Genomic DNA, 21,052 nt, shown 5'->3' with positions numbered 1-21,052 from the left:
CCCCCCCCCCGCGGCCCCCCGGGGGGGGGCCCCCCCGGGCCCCCCCCCCCCCCCCCCCCCCCCCCCCCCCCCCCCCCCCCCCCCCCCCGGGGGCCCCCCCCCCCCGGGGGGGCCCCCCCCCCCCCCCCCCCCCGTTCCGCGTCTCCCGGACCGCTCAGGCCTTCGCCTGAGCCGTCTCCGCCTTCGTCTTCCCGGACTGCTTCATCTCGGCCTCGCCCTCCGACGGCGTGCCCACCTCGGCGGTGCGGCCGCGTGCCCCGGCGTCCCGGCGCTCGCCGCGGACCGCGAGGGCCGCTGCGCCCAGGATGCCCGCGTTGTTGCGGTGCACGGCCGGCACGATCGGGGTCTTCAGGTCGAGCAGCGGCAGGAACGACTCGTAGTTCTTCGAGACGCCGCCGCCGACGATGAACAGGTCGGGCGTGAACAGGAACTCCACCGTCGAGTAGTACTTCTGCAGACGCTTGGCCCACTTCTCCCAGCTGAGGTCCTCGCGCTCCTTCGCCGAGTAGGCCGCACGCGACTCCGCGTCGTGGCCGTCGATCTCGAGGTGCCCGAGCTCCGCGTTCGGGATGAGGACGCCGTCGTAGATCAGCGCCGAGCCGATACCCGTGCCGAGGGTGGTCATGATGACCAGGCCGTCCTTGTCCTTCGCCGCGCCGAACCGCGTCTCCGCATAGCCGGCCGCGTCGGCGTCGTTGACGAAGTGGATGTCGCGGCCGAGCGCCTGCTCGAACAGCTCCTCCGCGTTCAGTCCGATCCACTTCTTCGACACGTTGGCCGCGGACATGGTGACGCCGTGGCTCACGATCGCCGGGAAGCACACGCCGACCGGCACATCCGGAGCCTGTGAGGCGAGCTGGTCGACGATCTCCTTCGTGACCTCGACGATCCCGTCGGGCTTGCCGCCCTCGGGGGTGGACAGCTTGATCCGGTCGCTCAGCAGCTCACCGGACTCGAGGTCGACCAGCGCCCCCTTGATCCCCGTTCCGCCGATGTCGATGCCGATCGCATGCTTCTGCGCAGTCATGCTTCGAATCTACCGCGCCTCGCGCCCGGCGACCGATGCGGAGGCGAGGGGGAGGAAGGCGTCGTCGACGATCGAGACGATGGTCGCGTCGTCGACCGCCTCCATCCGCAGCAGCAGCTCGTGCCGCAGCAGCATCAGCGGAAGCTCGGCCACGAGTGGAGGGAGCCGCTCCAGGTCGACCTCGCCGCGCGCCTGCGCGCGTTCGAGCAGCATCCGCATCCACTGCGGCCGCTCGCCCAGGAAGCGCTCGCGGAGACCGGCGATGCCGCCCTCGGCCTCGCCGATGATCCCGGAGAAGCGCAGGAGCAGCGGAGCGGCGATCCCGCTCCTGCGCTCGTTGGACTGCCGGAGCAGGTCGAGCACGTCCTCGCGGAGGCTCCCGTGGTCGGGCACGTCGACGGGGTCGTTGCCGAGGTGGTGCCGGATCGCGGCCATCGCGAGGTCGCTGCGCGACGGCCACCTGCGCGCGATCACCGGCCTGCTCGTCCCCGCGCGGGCGGCGACCGCCTCCATGGTGAGGGCCGAGTAGCCGGACTCGTCCAGCTCCTGCCAGGCGGCCTCGAGCAGCGCGTCCTCGAGCTCGGCGCCGCGGCGACGGCGGCTGGGGGCCTGCTGAGAGTCCATTTGTGCATCTTATCGTCCGGCGCTATCGTCTCGTTAAGATACACGACCGCATCTTAAGGAGAATGTGATGGCGGAGAAGCTCGACCGGACCGTGGTCCGCACCGCGACAGCCCTGATGATCGGGGCGCTGGCGGTGGTGTTCGACACGACCATCCTGAGCATCGCCCTGCACTCGCTGGCGACCGACCTGCACACCGACGTCGCGCACATCCAATGGGTCACCACCGGCTACCTGCTGGCGCTGGCGGCGACCGTGCCGCTCTCGGCCTGGTGCCTCGCGCGCTTCGGCGGCAAGCGGGTGTGGATGGCCGCGCTCACGATCTTCCTCGTGGGCTCCGTGCTCTCGGGCCTGGCATGGGACGCGGGCAGCCTCATCGGCTTCCGCGTCCTGCAGGGGATCGGCGGCGGACTCATGCTGCCGGTGATGACGACGATGGTGATGGAGGTCGCGGGCGGCCGGCAACTCGGCCGCGTCTCCGCGGTCGTCGGCCTCCCCGCGATGGCCGGCCCGGTGCTCGGACCCGTGCTCGGCGGCCTCACCCTGGCGCTGGGCGACTGGCGCTGGATCTTCTGGGTGAACGTCCCCTTCTGCATCGCGGGTCTCCTCCTGGCCTGGCGGATGCTGCCGGGAGGCCGCGGTCGTGACCCGCGCCGCCGGCTCGACATCGTCGGCGTGCTGCTGCTCCTCCCCGGGCTCGTGGGGATCCTGCTCGGGCTCTCGGACTCGGTGCTCGACGGCGGCTTCGCGCGCCCCGACGCCTGGATCCCGCTCTGCGCCGGCGCGGCGCTCGTGGCGGCCTTCGCGCTGTGGGCCGTGCGCCGTGGCGGCCGGGCTCTGGTCGACCTCCGGCTGCTCAGGGTCCGCTCGGTCTGGTCGGCGTCATCCCTGCTGTTCCTCTCGGGGGTGGTGCTCTACGGCGCCATGCTCCTGCTTCCGCTGTCCTGGCAGGAGGTGCGCGGCACCGACGCGCTGGGTGCCGGCCTGCTGCTCGTGCCGCAGGGGCTCGGCACCCTCGCCTGCCGTCCGCTGGCCGGACGCCTGATCGACCGGGTCGGCGCCCGGTGGATCGCGGTCGTCGGATTCGCGGTCGTGACCGTCTCGACGATCCCATTCGCCCTGACTCCGTCTGCGGCCGCCGACCCTCTGCTGCTGGTGTCGCTGTTCGTGCGCGGCTTCGGCCTGGGCGCGGTGACGATGCCGCTCATGGTCGCGTCGTACCAGCAGCTGGAGGGGGAGCAGATCGCCCACTCGAGCATCCTGACGCGCACGGCGCAACAGCTCGGCGGCTCGTTCGGCACCGCCGTCTTCGCGGTGCTGCTGCAGTCGGCGGTGGCGGGTGGCGCGAGCCTCCCGGCGGCGTTCGACGCGTCCTTCTGGGTCGCGACCGCGCTGACCGCGCTGTGCGTGGCCATCGCCTTCATCCTGCCGGCGGGAGGCGCGGGCCGCACCCCGGCGACGCCCGCTGCCCGGCCGTCCGACCCCGCGGTGGCCGAAGGTGCGCCTTCCGGGGTCAGGGCAGGGTGAGGACCTCGGCCCCGCGCTCGGTCACCACGATGGTGTGCTCGAACTGCGCGGTGATGCTCCGGTCGCGGGTGACCACGGTCCAGTCGTCGTCCCACATCTCCCACTCGTGCGTGCCGAGGGTGAGCATCGGCTCGATCGTGAACACCATCCCGACCTCCATCACGTCGTCGTACGCGGGCGCCGAGTCGTAGTGGGGGATGATCAGGCCGGAGTGGAAGGAGGCGCCGACGCCGTGCCCGGTGAAGTCGCGCACGACCCCGTAGCCGAACCGCTTGGCGTACGACTCGATCGCGCGGCCGATGACGTTCACCTGGCGCCCGGGCGCGACCGTCTTGATGCCGCGGTTCAGCGCCTCGCGAGTGCGCTCCACCAGCAGGGTCACCTCCTCGCTCGCCGTCCCGGCGATGAAGGTCTGGTTGCTGTCGCCGTGGAAGCCGTTCTTGTACGCGGTGATGTCGATGTTGACGATGTCGCCCTCCTCGATCACCGTGTCGTCGGGGATGCCGTGGCACACGACCTCGTTGACCGAGCTGCAGATCGACTTGGGGTAGCCGCGGTAGCCGAGCGTGGAGGGGTAGGCGTCGTGCTCGATCAGGAACTCGTGCCCGATGGCGTCGAGCTCCTCGGTGGTGACGCCCGGTCGCACCGAGCGGCCGACCAGCTCGATCGCCTGCGCGGCGATGCGGCCCGACTCGCGGATGAGCGCGATCTCCTCCGCGGAGTACACGTCGCCGCGGTCGCTCGGCGTCGGCCCCGGCTTGCCGACGTACTCCGGCCGCCGGATCCGTGAGGGCACGGGACGCCGCGCGCTGACGCGGCCGGGGACCAGGTGACCGGCGGAATCCTTGGGCATAGGATCAAGCTTATGACCGGCGAGAACGACTACGGCATCCAGCAGGATGCCGAGCACAAGTACTGGTACAACATGAAGACCGGCGAGGTCGAGCAGGGCTTCCTGTCGCCGGCGCCCAACCGCGTCGGCCCGTTCGACACCCGCACCGAGGCCGAGCACGCCCTCGAGAAGCTGCGCGAGAACAGCGCCAAGTGGGCCGAGGAGGACGCCGAGGAGGGGCGCTGACCTTCTAGAAGCTGTGCTCCGGCCCCGGGAACTGCCCGCCCTGCACCTCGTCCTTGTAGGTGCGCGCCGCGTCCGCCAGCACCGCTTTCAGGTCGGCGTACTGCTTGACGAAGCGCGGGATGCGGCCGGTCGACAGACCGGCCCAGTCCGTCCAGACCAGCAGCTGCCCGTCCACGTGCGGGCCGGCGCCGACGCCGATCGTCGGGATGCGCAGCTCCTGCGTGACCCGCTGCGCGACGTCGGCTGGCACCATCTCCAGCACCACCGCGAAGGCTCCGGCCTCCTCTACGGCGTGTGCGTCGGCCAGCAGCTTGTCCGCGCCCGCGCCGCGGCCCTGCACGAGGTGGCCGCCGAGGCCGTGCTCGCTCTGCGGGGTGAAGCCGATGTGCGCCATGACCGGGATGCCCGCGTCGACGATGCGGCGGATCTGCTCGGCGCTGCGCTCGCCCCCCTCCAGCTTGACGGCGTGCGCCCCGGTCTCCTTCATGAAGCGCACGGCGGTGTGCAGCGCCTCCTGCGGGCCGGTCTCGTACGAGCCGAAAGGCATGTCGGCGACGACGAACGCGCGCTTCACGGCTCTGGCCACCGCCCGGGTGAGCGGGATGAGCTCGTCGACCGTCACCGGGAGGGTGGTGTCGTAGCCGAGCACGTTGTTGCCGGCCGAGTCGCCGACCAGCAGGAAGTCGATCCCGGCCTCGTCGAAGATCTGGGCGGTGAGCATGTCGTAGCTCGTGAGGCCGGTGAAGGGCGCGCCCTCCTCCTTCGCCGCCTGGAAGTGCCGGGTGCGCACGCGCTTCAGCGCCTGCATCGACCCGGTCGCGGGATGCACGCTCGGCACGGGGGACTGCTCGCTCATGCGCCCCAGTCTAGGGCGGCCGTTCCACTAGTCTGGGAGGGCTGACGAAAGGGGCAGGATGGACAAGCAGCGCGACTTCGTTCTTCGCACGATCGAGGAGCGTGGCATCAAGTTCGTGAGGCTCTGGTTCACCGACGTCGTCGGCACGCTCAAGTCGGTGGCGCTCGCCCCGGCGGAGGTCGAGGGCGCGTTCGCCGAGGGCCTCGGCTTCGACGGCTCCGCGATCGAGGGGCTGACCCGCGCGTACGAGTCCGACCTGCTGGCGCACCCGGACCCGACCACGTTCCAGATCCTCCCGTGGCGCGGCGAGATCGACCCCACGGCCCGGATGTTCTGCGACATCACGACGCCCGACGGCCAGCCGGCCGTCTCCGACCCGCGCAACGTGCTCAAGCGCACGCTCGAGAAGGCGGCCGACCGCGGCTTCACCTTCTACACGCACCCCGAGATCGAGTTCTACCTGCTCAAGTCGTCGTCGTTCGGCGAGGAGGGGCCGGAGCCGGTCGACTCCGCCGGCTACTTCGACAACGTGCCGGGCGGCACCGCGCACGACTTCCGCCGCCGGTCGGTGCGGATGCTGGAGGATCTCGGCATCTCCGTCGAGTTCAGCCACCACGAGGCCGGCCCCGGCCAGAACGAGATCGACCTCCGCTACGCCGACGCCCTGACCACCGCGGACAACATCATGACGTTCCGCACGGTCATCAAAGAGGTGGCGATCGAGCAGGGCGTCTACGCCACCTTCATGCCCAAGCCGCTCTCCGGCCAGCCGGGCAGCGGGATGCACACCCACATGTCGCTCTTCGAGGGCGACACCAACGCCTTCTTCGAGGCAGGCGCCCAGTACCAGCTGTCGCGGATCGGCCGCCAGTTCATCGCGGGGCTGCTGCGCCACGCACCCGAGATCACGGCCGTCACCAACCAGTTCGTCAACTCCTACAAGCGGCTCTGGGGCGGCGACGAGGCGCCGAGCTTCGTCTCGTGGGGCCACAACAACCGGTCGGCCCTCGTCCGCGTGCCGCTCTACAAGCCCAACAAGGGCCAGAGCTCGCGGGTGGAGTACCGCGCCATCGACTCCGCCGCCAACCCGTACCTCGCCTTCTCGCTCATGCTGGCCGCCGGCCTCAAGGGCATCGAGGGCCAGTACGAGCTGCCGCCCGAGGCCGAGGACAACGTCTGGGAGATGAGCGACGCCGAGCGGCGCGCGCTCGGCTACAGCCCGCTCCCGGCCAGCCTCGACCATGCCATCTCGCTGATGGAGGAGTCGGAGCTCGTGGCGGAGACGCTGGGGGAGTCGGTCTTCAACTACGTGCTGCTGAACAAGCGGCGGGAGTGGGCGCAGTACCGGTCGCAGGTGACGCCGTTCGAGCTGCGGACCAACCTCGAGATCCTCTGAGCCGCCGCCGGACCCGCACCGCCGTGACCCGCGAGAAGCTTCCTCTGACGACGCTCGCCCGCGCGGGCTTCGTCGGGCTCAGCTCGGTGCGCGCGGAGCTCGACGAGCTGGTCGAGCTCACGGGCCTGCCGCTCGACGACCTCCTGCCCGCGCTGTCGGCCGCCGCCGACCCTGACACCGCGCTGGCGCTCATCCTGCGCCTGTTGCGGCACGCGCCCGTGCAGACCACGCGGTACGTGCCCTCGCTCAACGACGCGAGGCGGCTGCTGCGCGTCATCGGGGCGTCGGAGGGGGCGGCCGAGTTCTTCCTCCGCCAGCCCGCCGAGCTGTCGGCGCTCGACTACCCGATCACCTCCCTCCCGACGGCCGAGGAGCTGCGCGACGACCTGCTCGCGAGCGTCGGCGCGGTCGACGGGTTCGCCACGATCACCGAGGAGCCGGCCTGGACCGCCCTGCGTGTCCGCTACCGCCGCCGGCTGGTGCAGCTCGCGAGCTTCGACCTCGAACAGGAGGACCCGGTCGCCGGGCTCGACGGTGTGGCCGCCGCGCTCTCCGACCTCGCCGCCGCCGCGCTGGAGGCCTCCCTCGCCGTCGCGCGGGCGCAGACCGCGGGCAGCGGCCCCGGCCGGTTCCCCGAGGCCGAGGTGCGCGCGACGCCGTTCGCCGTCATCGGGATGGGCAAGGCCGGCGCCCGCGAGCTCAACTACGTCAGCGACGTCGACGTGATCTTCGTGACCGAGGGAGTGGAGGAGGCCGGGCTCTCGTCCGGCCGTGCGGTCGACATCGCGACGCGGCTGGCGATGCTCACCATGCGCGGCATCCACGAGCCGGCGATCGAGCCGGGGCTGTGGGAGGTCGACCCCAACCTCCGGCCAGAGGGCAAGGACGGCGCCCTGGTCCGGACGCTGGAGTCTCACATCGCCTATTACGACCGCTGGGCGAAGGGCTGGGAGTTCCAGGCCCTTCTCAAGGCGCGCCCGCTCGCCGGCGACCGCGACCTGGGGGAGCGGTACGTCGCCGCGCTCGCCCCGAAGGTGTGGAGCAGCGCCTCCCGCGAGAACTTCGTCGAGTCGGTGCAGGGGATGCGCGAGCGCGTCACCGCGCACATCCCCGACGACGAGGTGCAGCACCAGCTCAAGCTCGGCCCCGGCGGCCTGCGCGACGTGGAGTTCACCGTGCAGCTGCTCCAGCTCGTCCACGGCCAGACCGACGAGCAGGTCCGGCAGCGCGCGACCCTCCCCGCCCTGGCGGCGCTGGCGGAGCAGGGGTACATCGGCCGCGAGGAGTCGGCGGCCTTCTCGCACGACTACCGGACGCTGCGGCTCATGGAGCACCGCCTCCAGCTGCGCCGCCTCTCCCGCACGCACCTGATGCCGCGGGACGAGGGCGATGTCCGCATCCTCGCCCGGGCCACCGGCCTCGCCACCAGCGCGGAGCAGCTGCTGACCCAGTGGGCGGAGGTCAAGCTCCGCGTCCGGGGCCTGCACGAGCGGCTGTTCTACCGGCCGCTGCTGAGCGCGGTCGCCAGCACCTCCGCCGAGGATGCCCGGCTCGGCGGCGGCGCCGAGCTGACCAGCGCGCAGGCGGAGGCGCGGCTCGCCGCGATCGGCTTCCGCGACCCGCGCGGCGCGCTCGCGCACATCGCCGCGCTGACCGCCGGCGTGTCCCGCCGGGCGACGATCCAGCGGCACCTGCTGCCGGTGCTGCTGCAGTGGTTCACCGACGGCGCCGACCCCGACTACGGCCTCCTCACCTTCCGCCGGCTCAGCGAGGAGCTGGGGTCGACCCACTGGTATCTGCGGATGCTGCGCGACTCCACCGGCGCGGCCGAGCGGCTGACCCGGGTGCTGTCCGGCTCCCGCTACGCCGGCGAGTTGCTGGGCCGCATCCCCGAGGCCGTGGCCTGGCTGGAGTCGGAGGACGACCTCCGCCCGCGCTCGCCCGGGCTGCTGCGTGAGGAGACGCTCGCCATCCTCGCCCGGCACGCGGCTCCCGAGTCGGCCGCGGCCGCGCTGCGCGCGGTGCGCCGCCGGGAGGTGCTGCGGCTCGCGTTCTCGGGCATCCTGGGCTTCGCGACGATCGAGGAGCTCGCCCGGGGACTGAGCGACGTCAACGAGAACCTGCTGGAGGGCGTGCTGGCGGCGATCCGTGCGTCACGGGAGGATGCGGCCGGGCTGGAGTTCGCGATCATCGGGATGGGCCGCTTCGGCGGGAGGGAGCTCGGCTTCGGCTCGGACGCCGACGTCATGTACGTCTTCCGCTCACGCGCCGCCGACTCCGGCGACGCCTCCGTGTCCGGTGACGCCGCCGTGGCTGTCGACCAGGAGGCCGCGCACCGCGCCGCCCTCGCCATCGTCTCCGACCTCAATCGTCTCACGGAGGACAACCGCCTCCCGCTCGACCTCGACATCGGCCTGCGCCCCGAGGGCAAGAACGGCCCTCCTGTGCGCTCCCTCGACTCCTACCGGGCGTACTACCGCCGCTGGTCGCTGACCTGGGAGGCCCAGGCCCTGCTGCGCGCCCGCGGCGTGGCGGGCGACCAGGCCCTGCTCGACGACTTCACCGCGCTGGCCGACGAGATCCGCTACCCGGCGAGCATCGGCGAGCAGGAGGTGCGCGAGGTCAAGCGCATCAAGGCCAGGGTCGAGAACGAGCGGCTCCCGCAGGGCGCCGACCCGGCCCGGCACCTCAAGCTCGGCCGCGGCTCGCTGAGCGACGTGGAGTGGTTCGTGCAGCTGATCCAGCTGCAGCACGCGGCGGCCGTCCCGGAACTGCGGACGACCTCCACCCTCGACGCCCTCGCCGTCGCTGCCGAGCACGGCCTCGTGGCGGAGGACGACGCGGCGAAGCTGCGCGAGGCCTGGGTCTTCGCCTCCCGGGTCCGCTCGGCGATGACCCTCTGGACGAACAAGACGGCCGACGTGCTCCCCTCCGACCGCGTCGCCCTCGACGGCGTGGCCCGCCTGATGGAGTACCCGCCCGGCTCGGCGTCGCGCCTGGAGGAGGACTACCTCGGCGTGACCCGCCGCGCGCGGGCCGTCTTCGAGCGCGCGTTCTACGGCCCGCCGCAGCGGCCGACGGCGACGGCCTGAGCGCGGCGGTCTAGTCCGCCGGTATCAGCGTGAAGTCGGCCGCCGGGTCGGCGATGCCCTCGGCGAAGGCGGCGAGACTGTCGGAGCGGGAGTCGATGCGCCAGTCGTTGGTCGAGCGTTCGCCGCCGACGTAGCTGGTGATCGCGAGGCTGAACCACGAGAACCCGATGATGTCGGCGTTCTTCGGGTCGTGGAACTGCTCGAAGAAGCTCTTCACCCAACCCGGCTTGTGGCCGTCGGTCTCCGAGGCCCCCACCTCCGCCAGGAAGATCGGTTTGGCGGTCAGCGCGCGCAGCTGGTCGAGGCTCCGGTCGAAGGTGTAGCCCGCGGTGAAGTCGTTGCCCGCACGCCACGGCGGTCGCAGGTAGCCCGACAGGCCGACCCAGTCGACGTAGTCGTCGCCCGGGTAGTAGCCGGCCAGGAACGCCTGGGTCGTGTGGGAGGCCGGCTGCATGTTGTTGACGATGTTCGGCGCCCACACCCAGACGACGAGCGCGTTCGCACCCTCCGCCTGGAAGATGTCGTGCACGTGCCGCCACATCTTCACGTAGTCGCCGGGGTTGTTGCCGTTGATCGCCTTGCCGCGGCCGTTCAGCTCCGACCACGGGTACCAGGTGCCGTTCATCTCGTGATCGAGGCGGATGGCGAGTGGGAGGCCGGTCGCGACGATGTCCTTCGCGTACTGGTGCAGGTACGCGTCGAACTCGCCGCCGATGATCTTCGGCAGGGAGTACTCGGGGGCGCTGTTCGAGTTGTTGGCCGCGCCGATGGGCCGTGACTCCCATGTCATCAGGGGGAGGCGGCCCTGCTGCCACGCGCGCTGGACGGCGCTGACGCGGAAGTCCTCGTCCCAGCCGCTGAAGTAGCCGACGACATTCGGCTCCACACCGATCTTCTTCGCCGTCGCGTCGAGCGTCGCCCAGTTGAACGGCGCCTGCTCGGTGTACATGCCGAAATACCGATGCTCCGGGTGGAGGAGGGCGTCACGGCTCGGGGCGGTGATGACCGTCGGGGGCTGCGGCTCGGGCGACGGCGTGCCTCCGCCCGGGGAGCCGGCGGAGCCGTGCCTCGGGGATGTCGCGGGTTGCTCGGCCCGCGACGGCTGGTCGGCCCCCGCGCCCGTGCCCGTGCCCGGGTCCGTCCCGGCGTCGGCCTGCGCCTCGAGAGCGCCGAGCCGGTCCTGCGTCTGCGCGAGCTGCTGCTGCAGCCCGGCCACCTGCTTCGCGTGCGCGGCCGCCGACGCCGCCGCGGCCTCGGCGGCGTGCTTGAGCTTGCCGTCTTGGGAGGCGACCCTCCCCTTCGCGGCCGTGAGTTGCTGCTGCAGCAACCGGTTCTTCGCGGTCAGCGGATTGGCGGCCGCGACGACCGTATCGGCCGCCTCGCGAACCGGACTGTCCGGCGACGACCACACGAACCACGACACCGCGCCGAGAGTTACGACGAGCGTGGAGGCGGCCACGGCGGTGAGACGGGCGTTGGTGCGGTTGCGGGCCCAGAAGTGCGGGGTGCGGTTCGACATGCGTGCCCTCCGTGTCGGGAGAAGGTGGCGCATCCACGTCGTCGGGGATCGGGTGGCCCCATTCTGGGGGTCACCCCCGGAGGCGGCAAGAACAGCGGAAACGAATTAACCTCACCGAAACCCGCGCATCACACGGAGGACACGCGGGCTTGACGACCCGACACGCGGAAGGGCCGCACCCCGATCCGGGATGCGGCCCTCCTGCTGTGCCTGCTGCGCGGGATCAGACCCCGTAGTACAGCTCTACTTTCGTCACGCGATCGATCCAATTCGTCGGCGACAAACAGGCGGGCACCCGTTTTGGGGCCGGACCCGCGGCACCTTCGGACCTGTGCAACTCGATAGCGTGGACGCGTCGGTCTAGGGCTGAGAATTGCCAGTCGTGGCTGTCGCATTCTCAGACGTAGGAACCGGAGCTAACATGCCACGCCGTCGCACCACCGCGATCATCGTCACGTCTGTGGCAGTCCTCGTGGTGGCCGCGGTCGGCGGGGGAGTCTGGTCCGTCATCAATTCGATGAACGGCTCGTTGAGCCTGACCGCAGCCTCACCATCAACTGTCCCCACCGTGGCAGCCACGCCGGTGGACGAGGAGGAGGCCGCGAAGGTCGCCGCGGAGAAGGCGGCAAAGGGCCTTACCCTCGGGGCGGCCCTTACCGAGCAGCAGGCGAAGACGATCAGCCACTACTGGCAGGGAGCACTTCTGCCCTATGCGATGGCCGATGGCACCAAGGTGCTCATCGCCCGCGACCAGCCGCTGCCCGAGAACGTCAAGGTGGACGCCGGGAAGAAGCTCACCGCCGCGGCCCAGACAGGCGCTGCCCGACAGAGCTACAACGAGGAGATCATTGCCGCCTCGAAGACGGTCGCTTACGAGGTCGGGCACAACGTGAAGACCATCACCTACCTGAACACCTACGTCGCCCCCGACTACGAGCACCGCGGCTGGACCTGGATGAACGGGGTCGACGGGCAGCAGTACGACTCGGCTGACGCCGCGATTGCCGCGCTAGGCCCGATCCCACCTGGCACCGAGATCATCGTCAGCCAGTGACCAGGAGACCCACATGCCTCGCCGCCACACTCGCGCCATCGCTATCACCTCGGCCGCCGTCGTCGCTGTCGCTGCGCTCAGCGTCGGCGCCTATGCGGTGATGACGTCTATGGACCACTCGTTCAGCTTCGCCGCGGCCGGCCCGTCAAAGCCGCCGATCGCTGCACCGACCCCCGTCGACGAAGTGGAAGCTGCGAAGCTCGCCGCGGAGAAGGCCGCGAAGGGTCTGGCCGCCGGCGCAGTCCTCACCGCCGACCAAGCGAAGACGATCGCCCATTACTGGCAGGGCAACCTTCTCCCGTACAAAATGGCCGACGGCACCTACGTGCTCGTCGCCCGCGACCAGCAGCTGCCGGAGAGTGTGCGCGAAGACGCCGGCAAGCGGGTCGGGCTTACCAACCGCGCGGATGCAGACGCGAACGACTCCGCTCTCACGGGCGTCGCAGCCCTTCAGCGAGCTCTGACGGCGGACACGGGCCATCGCGTCTTCATCGTTTCGCACGCATACACGTACCTCCTCCCGGATGCCGAAGCGATGGGATGGACGTGGGTCTCGTCGGCGATCGGTGGGCAGGAGCAGTTCCCTGACGCCGCAGCCGCGGTCGCCGCAAGCCGTGCCGTAGTCGGCCCCGATGTCGAGATCATCGTCAGCCGATGAAGGAGCCCGGCATGCCCCGTCGTCGCCGTACCGCCGCCCTTATCACCACGATCACGGTCCTCGTCCTGGCCGCCGTCGGTCGGTCGTCCCGGTCGGCGGGGTCATCGACGAGGACGCCGCCCTCGAGTTGCGACGTGAGATGCCGGACAGCGGCGACTTCGCGTACAAGATGCCCGACGGGCGGTGGATCAAGACAAACCGGCATCAGCCGATGCCGGCCGAGGTTATCGCGATCGAGCAAGGGAAAGCGGATGCGTTGCCGCTACCGGCAGGCGATAACGCCGACGAATGGATGCGCCATTCAACGAGCGAGCACGGCGCGAGGAGACTACACGTTCTAGACCGGGCGCGACGCGGTGCTTGTCTACCAGGGGCTCCAGGGTTCGCACGGGGTGAACAACGTGATGTGGCAGATCGCTGCACCACTCAGCGTCCTGAATCAGCTGCCCGCGGGAGGTAACGGCTGGAGCACCGCGGACGAGGCCGTCGCGCATGCTCGGGCGATTGTCAGCAGCCTCCCCGAGTCCACCGGATGGGACATCGTCGTCGCCCATCAGAGGTGATCAGCACGGCTCTGCGCTTCTCGAACCGCCGGAGCCTCGGACGGACGGAGCATCATCCGATGCCGGGTGATCAGCGGCTCACCTGAAACCCGCAGGCGCGACGTTCTGGCGCGTGCGGGGGCCTGGCGGACACGCGGAAGGGCCGCACCCCGATCCGGGATGCGGCCCTCCTGCTGTGCCTGCTGCGCGGGATCAGACCCCGTAGTACAGCTCGTACTCGAACGGGTGCGGGCGCTGCGCGAGGGGCTTGATCTCCTTCTCGCGCTTGTACTCGATCCACGTCTCGATGAGCTCGGGGGTGAACACGCCGCCCGCGGTCAGGAAGTCGTGGTCGGCCTCCAGCGCGTCCAGGGCCTCGCCGAGCGACGCCGGCACCTGGGGGATGTTCTTGGCCTCCTCCGGCGGGAGCTCGTAGAGGTCCTTGTCGACCGGCTCGTGCGGCTCGATGCGGTTCTTGATGCCGTCGAGGCCGGCCATGAGCTGCGCGGCGAACGCGAGGTACGGGTTGCCGGAAGCGTCGGGCGCGCGGAACTCGATGCGCTTGGCCTTCGGGTTGGTGCCCGTGATCGGGATGCGGATCGACGCCGAGCGGTTGCCGGCCGAGTAGACCAGGTTGACCGGGGCCTCGAAGCCGGGGACCAGGCGGTGGAACGAGTTCACCGTCGGGTTGGTGAACGCCAGGACGGCCGGGGCGTGCTTGAGCAGGCCGCCGATGTACCAGCGCGCGACGTCGGAGAGGCCGCCGTAGCCCGCCTCGTCGTAGAACAGCGGCTTGCCGTCGTTCCACAGCGACTGGTGGGTGTGCATGCCGGAGCCGTTGTCGCCGAAGAGCGGCTTCGGCATGAAGGTGGCGGTCTTGCCCCACTCGGCGGCGGTGTTCTTGACGATGTACTTGAACTTCAGGATGTCGTCCGCCGCGTGGACCATCGTGTCGAACTTGTAGTTGATCTCGCCCTGGCCGGCGGTGCCGACCTCGTGGTGCGAGCGCTCGACCTCGAGGCCCGCGTCCACCAGCTTGAGGACGATGTCGTCGCGCAGGTCGGCGTGCTGGTCGACCGGCGAGACGGGGAAGTAGCCGCCCTTGTACGGGGTCTTGTTGGCGAGGTTGCCGCCCTCCTCGACGCGGCCCGAGTTCCAGGCGCCCTCGCTGGAGTCCACCGCGTAGAAGCTCGAGTGCTGGTTCACCTCGTAACGCACGTCGTCGAAGATGTAGAACTCCGCCTCGGGGGCGAAGAAGGCCGTGTCGGCGATGCCGGTCGAGGCCAGGTACTTCTCGGCCTTCTTGGCCACCTGGCGCGGGTCCTTCGCGTAGATCTCGCCGTTGCGCGGGTTGTAGATGTCGAACACCATGATCAGCGTGCGCTCGGCACGGAACGGGTCGATGTAGGCGGTCGAGACATCCGGGATCAGTTGCATGTCCGACTCGTGGATCGACGCGAAGCCGCGGATGGACGAGCCGTCGAAGAGCTGACCGACGGAGAAGAACTCCTCGTCGACGCTCGCAGCGGGGATGTTGAAGTGCTGCTGCACACCGGGCAGGTCGGTGAAGCGGATATCAAGGAACTTGACGTCGGTGTCCTTGATGAACTTGAGCACCTCGGAAGAATCACGGAACATACGGAGGACTCCCAATGGCTTGCGTGTGACGGACTGCGCATGCAGCCCGGACTCCACGCTAGGGGGAGGCCGTTTCCCTCCCGTGACGCAAATGTTTCCGGGATGTTACGCATACCTCGGCCCGGTAAGCTCGTCGGGTGCCGCAGAATCCCTCCTCCCGCTCCGGGGACATCGCCCCCAGCCGCTATCCGGGCGAGCGGCTCGGCCTTCCGGAGACCGGCCCGCGCTCGGTGGGACGCGCCGGGCGGCGCATCGGAGCGATCGTCGTGGACTGGGCGCTGGCGTCGCTGATCTCGGCCGCATTCTTCCGGTACGACCCGCTGGCCAACATCCTCATCTTCGCCGTCATGCAGATCGTGTTCATCCCGACCATCGGCGGCAGCATCGGGCACCGGCTGTTCGGGATGCGCGTCGTGCCGATCCGCGGAGGCTGGGTGGGCGTGTGGCGCCCGATCGTGCGCACCGCGCTGCTGTGCGTCGTGATCCCGGCCCTCGTCTGGGACTCGGACCAGCGCGGCTTCCACGACAAGATCGCCGGCACCGTCCTCCTCCGCGCCTAGCCGGTCCGGTCGCCAGCCGCCGAGTACGCAGAAAGTCCGCGGACTCGACGCGAATCCACGGACTTTCTGCGTACTCGGCTGGTGCCTAGCGGGCGCGCTGGGCCCGGACCTTCATCGGGTCGATGCCCTTCGGGATCGGCATGGAGTTCTCGAGCGACTGGAGGCGGTTGCTGATGGCCAGCACCTCTGCCTTGGTCAGCGTCGGCTTGATCTTGGAGAGGGTGCGCGGGATCTTATGCAGCGGCACGGAGTCGGCGTCCGGCCCGACGCTGATGGTCGTGACGGGGACGTTCGGCAGCACGCGGGTGACCTTGCGGCGCTCCTCCTCGACCATGCGGCGGGTGCGGGTCTGCGGGCCCTCGCTGATGAGCACCACGCCGCCGCGGCCGGTGGCACGGTAGACCGCGTCCTGCGTCTTGCCGTTGACAGCGACGGGCATCTCCGACCCGCGCCAGCTCCGGCGCAGGGAGGAGCGCAGCACGGCGCCGACCGCACCCGGCTGGCCCTCGATCTGCGAATAGGCCGCCCGCTCGGCGCGCCGGCCGAGGATGATGAGGCCGATCAGCACGCCGGCGAGCACGCCCGCGAGGATCCACAGCACCATCGTGAAGACGTTGCCGCCCGACAGGAACACCGCCAGCAGGATGCCCGCGACGATCGGCAGCGCGATGCCGAGAACGATGTACAGCACCGCCCGGTTGTCGTAGCGGCGGGTCATCTGGAAGACCTGCCACATCTGCTTCAGCCGACCGGGCTCCTTGGTGGACTTGTCCTTGCGTGCCATGGTCTCAAGGATACCGGCTCGGCCGCGTCCGGGATGCGTCGTTCGCCGCAGGGGGACGGGTCGGGCGGCGCCGGTCAGGAGACGGCCTGGGCGAAGCCCTCCCGCTCCTCGCCGAGATGCGCGAGCGACTCCGGAAGCGCACGCCCCTTCGCGGCCATGGAGCGCGCGTACAGCCGCCCCGCCCGGTACGACGAGCGGACGAGCGGCCCGGCGAGCACGCCCAGGAACCCGACCGCCTCCGCCTCCTCCTTCAGCTCGACGAACTCGTCCGGATGCACCCAGCGGGCGACCGGCAGGTGACGCGGGCTCGGCCGCAGGTACTGGGTGATGGTGAGAATGTCCGTGCCGGCGTCGTGGAGGTCGCGCAGCGCCTGGCTGATCTCGTGCCGCTCCTCGCCCATCCCGAGGATGAGGTTCGACTTGGTGATGAGGCCGGCGGCGCGTCCCTGGGTCAGCACGTCCAGGGAGCGCTCGTAGCGGAACGCGGGGCGGATGCGCCGGAAGATCCGCGGCACGGTCTCCACATTGTGCGCGAACACCTCCGGCCGCGCGTCGAAGACCTGCCCCAGGTGCTCCGGCCGCCCCGAGAAGTCGGGAACCAGGATCTCCACGCCCGTGCCGGGACTCGCCGCGTGGATGGCGCGGATCGTCTCGGCGTACAGCCACGCGCCCTCGTCGGGGAGGTCGTCGCGGGCGACCCCGGTCACCGTGGAGTAGCGCAGCCCCATCCGGGCGACGGACTCGGCGACGCGCCGCGGCTCGTCGCGGTCGAACTCGGCGGGCTTGCCGGTGTCGATCTGACAGAAGTCACAGCGCCGGGTGCACTGCGAGCCGCCGATGAGGAACGTCGCCTCGCGATCCTCCCAGCACTCGTAGATGTTCGGGCAGCCGGCCTCCTGGCAGACCGTGTGCAGCTCCTCGCCGGTCACGAGCTGGTGGAGCTGCCGGTACTCCGGCCCCATACGGGCGCGCGTCTTGATCCACGCCGGCTTGCGCTCGATCGGGGTCTCGGCGTTGCGGACCTCCAGGCGCAGCATCCGGCGGCCGTCGGGTGCTGCGGCGGTCATGCGGCGGCTCTCGTCGTGGTGGGGACGGCGGAGGCGGAGCTGGCGCCTGCCGAATCGAGCACAGCTGTGAGCGCGTCGGCGATGAAGGGGGCGACATCCTGCGGCGTGACCGTGCGGCCGGTCTCGCGCGAGATGGTCGTGACACCGGCGTCGCGGATGCCGCACGCGACGATCCGCTCGTACGGCTCGGTGCTGTTGGAGCAGTTGAGGGCGAAGCCGTGCATGGTGACGCCCTCGGCGACCCGGATCCCGATCGCGGCGATCTTCTCGTCCCGGGTGCGGCGCCCGTCGGCGGGCAGCCAGACGCCGGAGCGACCCGCCACGCGGACCCCGGTGACGCCGAATCGTGCGAGCACCTCGATGAGCATCGTCTCGAGCCGGCGGACGTACGCCACGACATCCACCGGATCGGGCAGCCGCACGATCGGGTAGCCCACGAGCTGGCCGGGGCCGTGCCAGGTGAGCTTGCCGCCGCGGTCGACGTCGATCACGGGTGTGCCGTCGTCGCCGCTGCTCGGGCGCTCGTCGGGCTCGGTGCGGCGGCCCGCGGTGTAGACGGCGGGGTGCTCGAGGAGGAGCAGGGAGTCGGCCGCGCGTCCGGCGACCACATCGGCGTGGATGGCGCGCTGACGGGCGAGCGCGTCGAGGTAGGGGACCGGCGCCATCAGACCGGCGGTGTCGACGGTGAGCATGCAGACAGCATATCTGGACTGAGTCTATTAATCGCATTGAAGGCTCTGCACAGGCGTGGGGGCGACGCATCTTCTCCACCGATGCGAAGGAGTCGCTCGAGAGGCGTTGCGGCACGGACTGGGATGGATGCATGAATGTCGATCCCGCACCGCCTGTCGCTTCCCCGCGTACCCGGTTGCCGTCATCACGTCCGCCGCGCGTCGCGGCGGCGGTGCCGGCTGCTCGGTCGCGCTCCGCCGGAGACGCGCTGCGCCGTCCGGCGGCGGCGATCGCGGCAGCGAACCGGTGGCAGGTGGAGGCGGCACCGGCGCCTCCGGTCGGTGGCCATGCCGCAGTCGTGACCGGTGACGATCTGACGGTGCCTGCCGTCCTCTGGGTCCGCACGGAGTCGCTCGCCGCCGACGCCGACGCCCGCCAGGAGTGCGGCTCGGAGCACGTGACCCGGGTCGTCCGCCGGCTTCCGGAGCGGCGGAGCCGCGTCGGGCCGGTTCACGCCGTGCTGCTGGAGCACGCGTGCGGCGGCACGCTGAAGGAGCGGCTCGGCAGCGGGCCGCCGCTGCGGGTGGGGGAGGCCGTGACCATCCTCCTCGGCGTCGCGACCGCGCTCGCGGACCTGCACGCTGCCGGCTGGGGAGGCGCGCTGCCTCGGCCGGAGGATGTCGCCTTCCGCAGCGACGGCTGCCCCGTCCTCGCGTGGCTGCAGCGGCCCGTGCCGCTCGACGCCGACGCGGAGGCGGCCGACCGCCGCGCGTTCCGCTCGCTGAGCCGGACGCTGTGCGATGCGATCCCGGAGGAGACCGCCAGGCGGCTCCTCGAGACCGTCGCGGATGTCACCGCGCTACGCGGCTGGGAGCGCATCCGTGCTGCACTGCTGCGGGAGGAGCCTCCCGGTGTCGTGACCCTGCCCGCGCAGCGAGCGGACGATGAGGGCCAGGCGGGGCGTGCCGGGCCGGACGTGCGCCGCCGGCCGCCAGGCAGGCGGGAGCCCGGGATGCCGCACGGGGATCCCGTCGGCGGAAGTCCGCCATCGCTCGCCGAACGCCTCGTGGCGGCGATCGAGTCCGAGCCGCTCCGGCGCCGGCTCGACAGCATGCGGGCGCGCCTGCGGCGAAGACCCGGACTGATCGTCGCCGCTCTGGTGCCGGTCGTCGTCGCCGTGGGGGTGCTGGTGCTCGTACCGGGTGGAGGCGGCGGTGCGCAGGGCGCGCAAGGCGCGCAGGGCGCGCAGGGCGCGCAGGGCGCGCAGGGCGCGCAGGGCGCGCAGGGCGCGCAGGGCGCGCAGCAGGGCGCGCGGGGAGAGCACGGAGGGCAGGGAGAGCGCGGAGATCAGGGAGAGCAGGGAGAGCAGAGAGCGCGGGGAGAGCGGGGCGCCCGGGCCACGGCAGCCGCGACGGCGAATGCGTCGCGATCGGGTCCTCCGCACACGGCTGCAGCGGCTCCCGGAGACGCGTCTGCCGCGGCAACGCCGCGCTCCAGCAAGGCCCCGGCGGGCGCGGGCGATGCCCGGGACGGCGGCGATGCCCGGGCCGGGGGAGACGCCCGGGACGGGGATGACCCCGTCGCCGCGGCGCACGTGCTGCTGGAGCGCCGTCACGACTGCTTCTCCGCACGGAAGCCGTCGGCGCGGTGTCTGGAGGAGGTGGTGCAGCGGGGGAGCGAACTGCTCACGCGGGAGGAGGCGGCGCTCGGCGACCCCGGTGCGGCGGCGGAGCGCGACTACACGGGGGCGCAGGTCGCGCTCGTGCAGCGCTGGGCGCGGGCGGCGCTGGTCACGGTCGCACCGGGCGACGGACGGCGCCAGGACGGCGCGCGGGAGCCGGGCGGCGCAGGACAAGGCGCAGAGGAAGAGGCCGCGCAACGCGAACCGGCCTCGCTCCTGCTGGTGCGGAGCGAGGCCGGGTGGCGGTTGCGGGAGGTGTTCCCGTGAGTGGCGTGGCGGGGACTAGATGCCGAGGTTGCCCTCGAAGTCGCCGGCCTCCAGGCGGTTCTTCACGGCCACCAGGAAGCGGGCCGCGTCGGCGCCATCCACGATGCGGTGGTCGTACGAGAGCGCCAGGTACACCGTCGAGCGGATGGCGATCGAGTCGGTGCCGTCCGCCGTGATGACGACCGGGCGCTTCGTCACGATGCCCGTGCCCAGGATGGCGACCTGCGGGAGGAACACCACCGGGGTGTCGAACAGCGCGCCGCGCGATCCGGTGTTGGTCAGCGTGAAGGTGCCGCCCGCGAGCTCGTCCGGCTTGAGGCGGTTGTCGCGGGTGCGCTCCGCCAGGTCGGAGATCTGCGCGGCGAGGCCGGCCAGGTCGAGCTCGGAGGCGTTGCGCACCACCGGGGTGAGCAGGCCGCGCTCGGTGTCCACGGCGATCGACAGGTTCTCGTGGTCCGGGTACACGATGTTGTCGCCGTCGACCGTGGCGTTGATGACCGGGTAGGTCTTCAGCGCCTCGGAGGCGGCCAGGGCAAAGAACGGCAGGAAGGAGAGCTTGACGCCCGTCTTGGCCTGGAAGTCCTTCTTCACGCGGTCGCGCAGCGCGGCCACCTTGGTGACGTCGACCTCGACGACCGACGTCAGCTGGGCGGTCGACTGCATCGAGACGACGGCGCGCTCGGCGACGACCTTGCGCAGACGCGACATCGGCTGGGTCGTGCCGCGCAGCGGCGAGACCTCGGCGACCGGGGCCGCGGCCGGGGCGGACGACGCGGCGGCGGCGGGCTGCGCGGCCGAGAGGATGTCCTCCTTGCGGATGCGTCCGCCGACACCGGTGCCGGTCACGGTGGAGAGGTCCACGCCCTGCTCGTTCGCGAGCTTGCGGACGATCGGGGTGATGTACCCGGCGTTGCCGGCGTGCGCGCCGGACGAGGCCGGGGCCTGCTCCGCGGCGGGAGCCTGCGCGGGTGCGGCCTGCGCCGGGGCAGCGGGTGCCGGGGCAGCAGGTGCC

The 21,052-nt window shown here is 71.2% G+C and carries 17 protein-coding genes and 1 pseudogene; 8 read left to right on the top strand and 10 right to left on the bottom strand.

The window, feature by feature from the left end:
• Window positions 1-154 precede the first annotated feature (154 nt).
• The gene (gene ppgK, locus ACR9ZG_RS11035; protein ID WP_481284883.1) at window positions 155-1,027 is read right to left on the bottom strand and encodes a polyphosphate--glucose phosphotransferase; all 873 of its coding nucleotides are present in this window, start codon (window positions 1,025-1,027) and stop codon (window positions 155-157) included.
• Window positions 1,028-1,036: 9 nt separating this feature from the next.
• Complete coding sequence (locus ACR9ZG_RS11030; protein ID WP_481284882.1) at window positions 1,037-1,651, bottom strand: TetR/AcrR family transcriptional regulator; 615 nt, start codon at window positions 1,649-1,651, stop codon at window positions 1,037-1,039.
• Between the two features lie 67 nt (window positions 1,652-1,718).
• On the opposite strand from ACR9ZG_RS11030, the gene ACR9ZG_RS11025 reads away from it, so the two are divergent.
• A complete protein-coding gene (locus ACR9ZG_RS11025; protein WP_481284881.1) occupies window positions 1,719-3,176 on the top strand; it encodes an MDR family MFS transporter in 1,458 nt (485 codons plus the stop codon).
• On the opposite strand, the gene map is transcribed toward ACR9ZG_RS11025, so the two are convergent.
• Window positions 3,163-4,029, bottom strand: coding sequence for a type I methionyl aminopeptidase (map, locus tag ACR9ZG_RS11020; RefSeq protein ID WP_481284880.1), 867 nt, complete (start codon window positions 4,027-4,029; stop codon window positions 3,163-3,165). The genes ACR9ZG_RS11025 and map overlap by 14 nt on opposite strands.
• A gap of 12 nt (window positions 4,030-4,041) precedes the next feature.
• Between map and ACR9ZG_RS11015 the strand changes: the two genes are divergently transcribed.
• Complete coding sequence (locus ACR9ZG_RS11015) at window positions 4,042-4,254, top strand: SPOR domain-containing protein (RefSeq protein WP_481284879.1); 213 nt, start codon at window positions 4,042-4,044, stop codon at window positions 4,252-4,254.
• A gap of 4 nt (window positions 4,255-4,258) precedes the next feature.
• On the opposite strand, the gene panB is transcribed toward ACR9ZG_RS11015, so the two are convergent.
• The gene (gene panB / locus ACR9ZG_RS11010) at window positions 4,259-5,110 is read right to left on the bottom strand and encodes a 3-methyl-2-oxobutanoate hydroxymethyltransferase (protein WP_481284878.1); all 852 of its coding nucleotides are present in this window, start codon (window positions 5,108-5,110) and stop codon (window positions 4,259-4,261) included.
• Between the two features lie 58 nt (window positions 5,111-5,168).
• Here panB and glnA (ACR9ZG_RS11005) point away from each other — a divergent pair, with 58 nt between their 5' ends.
• On the top strand, window positions 5,169-6,506 hold the full coding sequence (glnA, locus tag ACR9ZG_RS11005) for a type I glutamate--ammonia ligase (RefSeq protein ID WP_481284877.1): 1,338 nt from the start codon (window positions 5,169-5,171) through the stop codon (window positions 6,504-6,506).
• Between the two features lie 23 nt (window positions 6,507-6,529).
• On the top strand, window positions 6,530-9,598 hold the full coding sequence (locus ACR9ZG_RS11000; RefSeq protein WP_481284876.1) for a bifunctional [glutamine synthetase] adenylyltransferase/[glutamine synthetase]-adenylyl-L-tyrosine phosphorylase: 3,069 nt from the start codon (window positions 6,530-6,532) through the stop codon (window positions 9,596-9,598).
• Between the two features lie 10 nt (window positions 9,599-9,608).
• Here ACR9ZG_RS11000 and ACR9ZG_RS10995 read toward each other — a convergent pair whose 3' ends face one another.
• A complete protein-coding gene (locus ACR9ZG_RS10995; RefSeq protein WP_481284875.1) occupies window positions 9,609-11,117 on the bottom strand; it encodes a glycoside hydrolase family 26 protein in 1,509 nt (502 codons plus the stop codon).
• A 460-nt stretch (window positions 11,118-11,577) separates the two neighbouring features.
• Between ACR9ZG_RS10995 and ACR9ZG_RS10990 the strand changes: the two genes are divergently transcribed.
• Both ACR9ZG_RS10990 and ACR9ZG_RS10985 read left to right on the top strand, forming a co-directional pair.
• Window positions 11,578-12,171, top strand: a complete 594-nt coding sequence (locus ACR9ZG_RS10990; protein WP_481284874.1) for a hypothetical protein — start codon at window positions 11,578-11,580, stop codon at window positions 12,169-12,171.
• Between the two features lie 13 nt (window positions 12,172-12,184).
• Window positions 12,185-12,829, top strand: coding sequence for a hypothetical protein (locus ACR9ZG_RS10985; protein WP_481284873.1), 645 nt, complete (start codon window positions 12,185-12,187; stop codon window positions 12,827-12,829).
• 755 nt (window positions 12,830-13,584) lie between these two features.
• Here ACR9ZG_RS10985 and glnA (ACR9ZG_RS10980) read toward each other — a convergent pair.
• Window positions 13,585-15,009 carry a type I glutamate--ammonia ligase gene (gene glnA, locus ACR9ZG_RS10980; RefSeq protein WP_481284872.1) on the bottom strand — a complete coding sequence of 475 codons (1,425 nt, stop codon included), beginning with the start codon at window positions 15,007-15,009 and terminating at the stop codon, window positions 13,585-13,587.
• A 137-nt stretch (window positions 15,010-15,146) separates the two neighbouring features.
• Between glnA (ACR9ZG_RS10980) and ACR9ZG_RS10975 the strand changes: the two genes are divergently transcribed.
• Window positions 15,147-15,569, top strand: a complete 423-nt coding sequence (locus tag ACR9ZG_RS10975) for an RDD family protein (protein ID WP_481284871.1) — start codon at window positions 15,147-15,149, stop codon at window positions 15,567-15,569.
• A gap of 85 nt (window positions 15,570-15,654) precedes the next feature.
• Here the strand turns inward: ACR9ZG_RS10975 and ACR9ZG_RS10970 are convergent, their stop codons facing one another.
• The 3 genes and pseudogenes from ACR9ZG_RS10970 to lipB all read right to left on the bottom strand — a co-directional run.
• Window positions 15,655-16,353: a DUF4191 domain-containing protein gene (locus ACR9ZG_RS10970; RefSeq protein ID WP_481284870.1), complete on the bottom strand. Its 699-nt coding sequence runs from the start codon at window positions 16,351-16,353 to the stop codon at window positions 15,655-15,657.
• A 74-nt stretch (window positions 16,354-16,427) separates the two neighbouring features.
• Window positions 16,428-17,420 carry a lipoyl synthase gene (gene lipA, locus ACR9ZG_RS10965; RefSeq protein ID WP_481284869.1) on the bottom strand — a complete coding sequence of 331 codons (993 nt, stop codon included), beginning with the start codon at window positions 17,418-17,420 and terminating at the stop codon, window positions 16,428-16,430.
• Window positions 17,417-18,115 (bottom strand): annotated as a pseudogene (gene lipB / locus ACR9ZG_RS10960) (lipoyl(octanoyl) transferase LipB); the annotation flags it as partial. The gene lipA and the pseudogene lipB, both read right to left, overlap by 4 nt.
• Before the next feature lie 356 nt (window positions 18,116-18,471).
• Between lipB and ACR9ZG_RS10955 the strand changes: the two are divergent.
• The gene (locus tag ACR9ZG_RS10955) at window positions 18,472-20,040 is read left to right on the top strand and encodes a hypothetical protein (RefSeq protein WP_481284868.1); all 1,569 of its coding nucleotides are present in this window, start codon (window positions 18,472-18,474) and stop codon (window positions 20,038-20,040) included.
• A gap of 15 nt (window positions 20,041-20,055) precedes the next feature.
• On the opposite strand, the gene sucB is transcribed toward ACR9ZG_RS10955, so the two are convergent.
• The coding region (sucB, locus tag ACR9ZG_RS10950; protein WP_481284867.1) for a 2-oxoglutarate dehydrogenase, E2 component, dihydrolipoamide succinyltransferase at window positions 20,056-21,052 on the bottom strand (997 nt) is incomplete at its 5' end.

The organism is Leifsonia sp. KNZ12-8B (assembly GCF_056755495.1).
The sequence above is the reverse complement of the archived record's forward strand: the minus strand, read 5'-3'. Positions and strand labels throughout refer to the sequence as shown.

Bases quoted from the DNA above. Each gene is read 5' to 3' on its own strand.
- glnA (WP_481284877.1), top strand. From the start codon at position 5,169: ATGGACAAGCAGCGCGACTTCGTTCTTCGCACGATCGAGGAGCGTGGC.
- ACR9ZG_RS10970 (WP_481284870.1), bottom strand. From the start codon at position 16,353: ATGGCACGCAAGGACAAGTCCACCAAGGAGCCCGGTCGGCTGAAGCAG.
- ACR9ZG_RS10985 (WP_481284873.1), top strand. From the start codon at position 12,185: ATGCCTCGCCGCCACACTCGCGCCATCGCTATCACCTCGGCCGCCGTC.
- ACR9ZG_RS11030 (WP_481284882.1), bottom strand. From the start codon at position 1,651: ATGGACTCTCAGCAGGCCCCCAGCCGCCGTCGCCGCGGCGCCGAGCTC.
- map (WP_481284880.1), bottom strand. From the start codon at position 4,029: ATGCCCAAGGATTCCGCCGGTCACCTGGTCCCCGGCCGCGTCAGCGCG.
- lipA (WP_481284869.1), bottom strand. From the start codon at position 17,420: ATGACCGCCGCAGCACCCGACGGCCGCCGGATGCTGCGCCTGGAGGTC.
- ppgK (WP_481284883.1), bottom strand. From the start codon at position 1,027: ATGACTGCGCAGAAGCATGCGATCGGCATCGACATCGGCGGAACGGGG.
- ACR9ZG_RS11015 (WP_481284879.1), top strand. From the start codon at position 4,042: ATGACCGGCGAGAACGACTACGGCATCCAGCAGGATGCCGAGCACAAG.
- glnA (WP_481284872.1), bottom strand. From the start codon at position 15,009: ATGTTCCGTGATTCTTCCGAGGTGCTCAAGTTCATCAAGGACACCGAC.
- ACR9ZG_RS11025 (WP_481284881.1), top strand. From the start codon at position 1,719: ATGGCGGAGAAGCTCGACCGGACCGTGGTCCGCACCGCGACAGCCCTG.
- ACR9ZG_RS10995 (WP_481284875.1), bottom strand. From the start codon at position 11,117: ATGTCGAACCGCACCCCGCACTTCTGGGCCCGCAACCGCACCAACGCC.
- panB (WP_481284878.1), bottom strand. From the start codon at position 5,110: ATGAGCGAGCAGTCCCCCGTGCCGAGCGTGCATCCCGCGACCGGGTCG.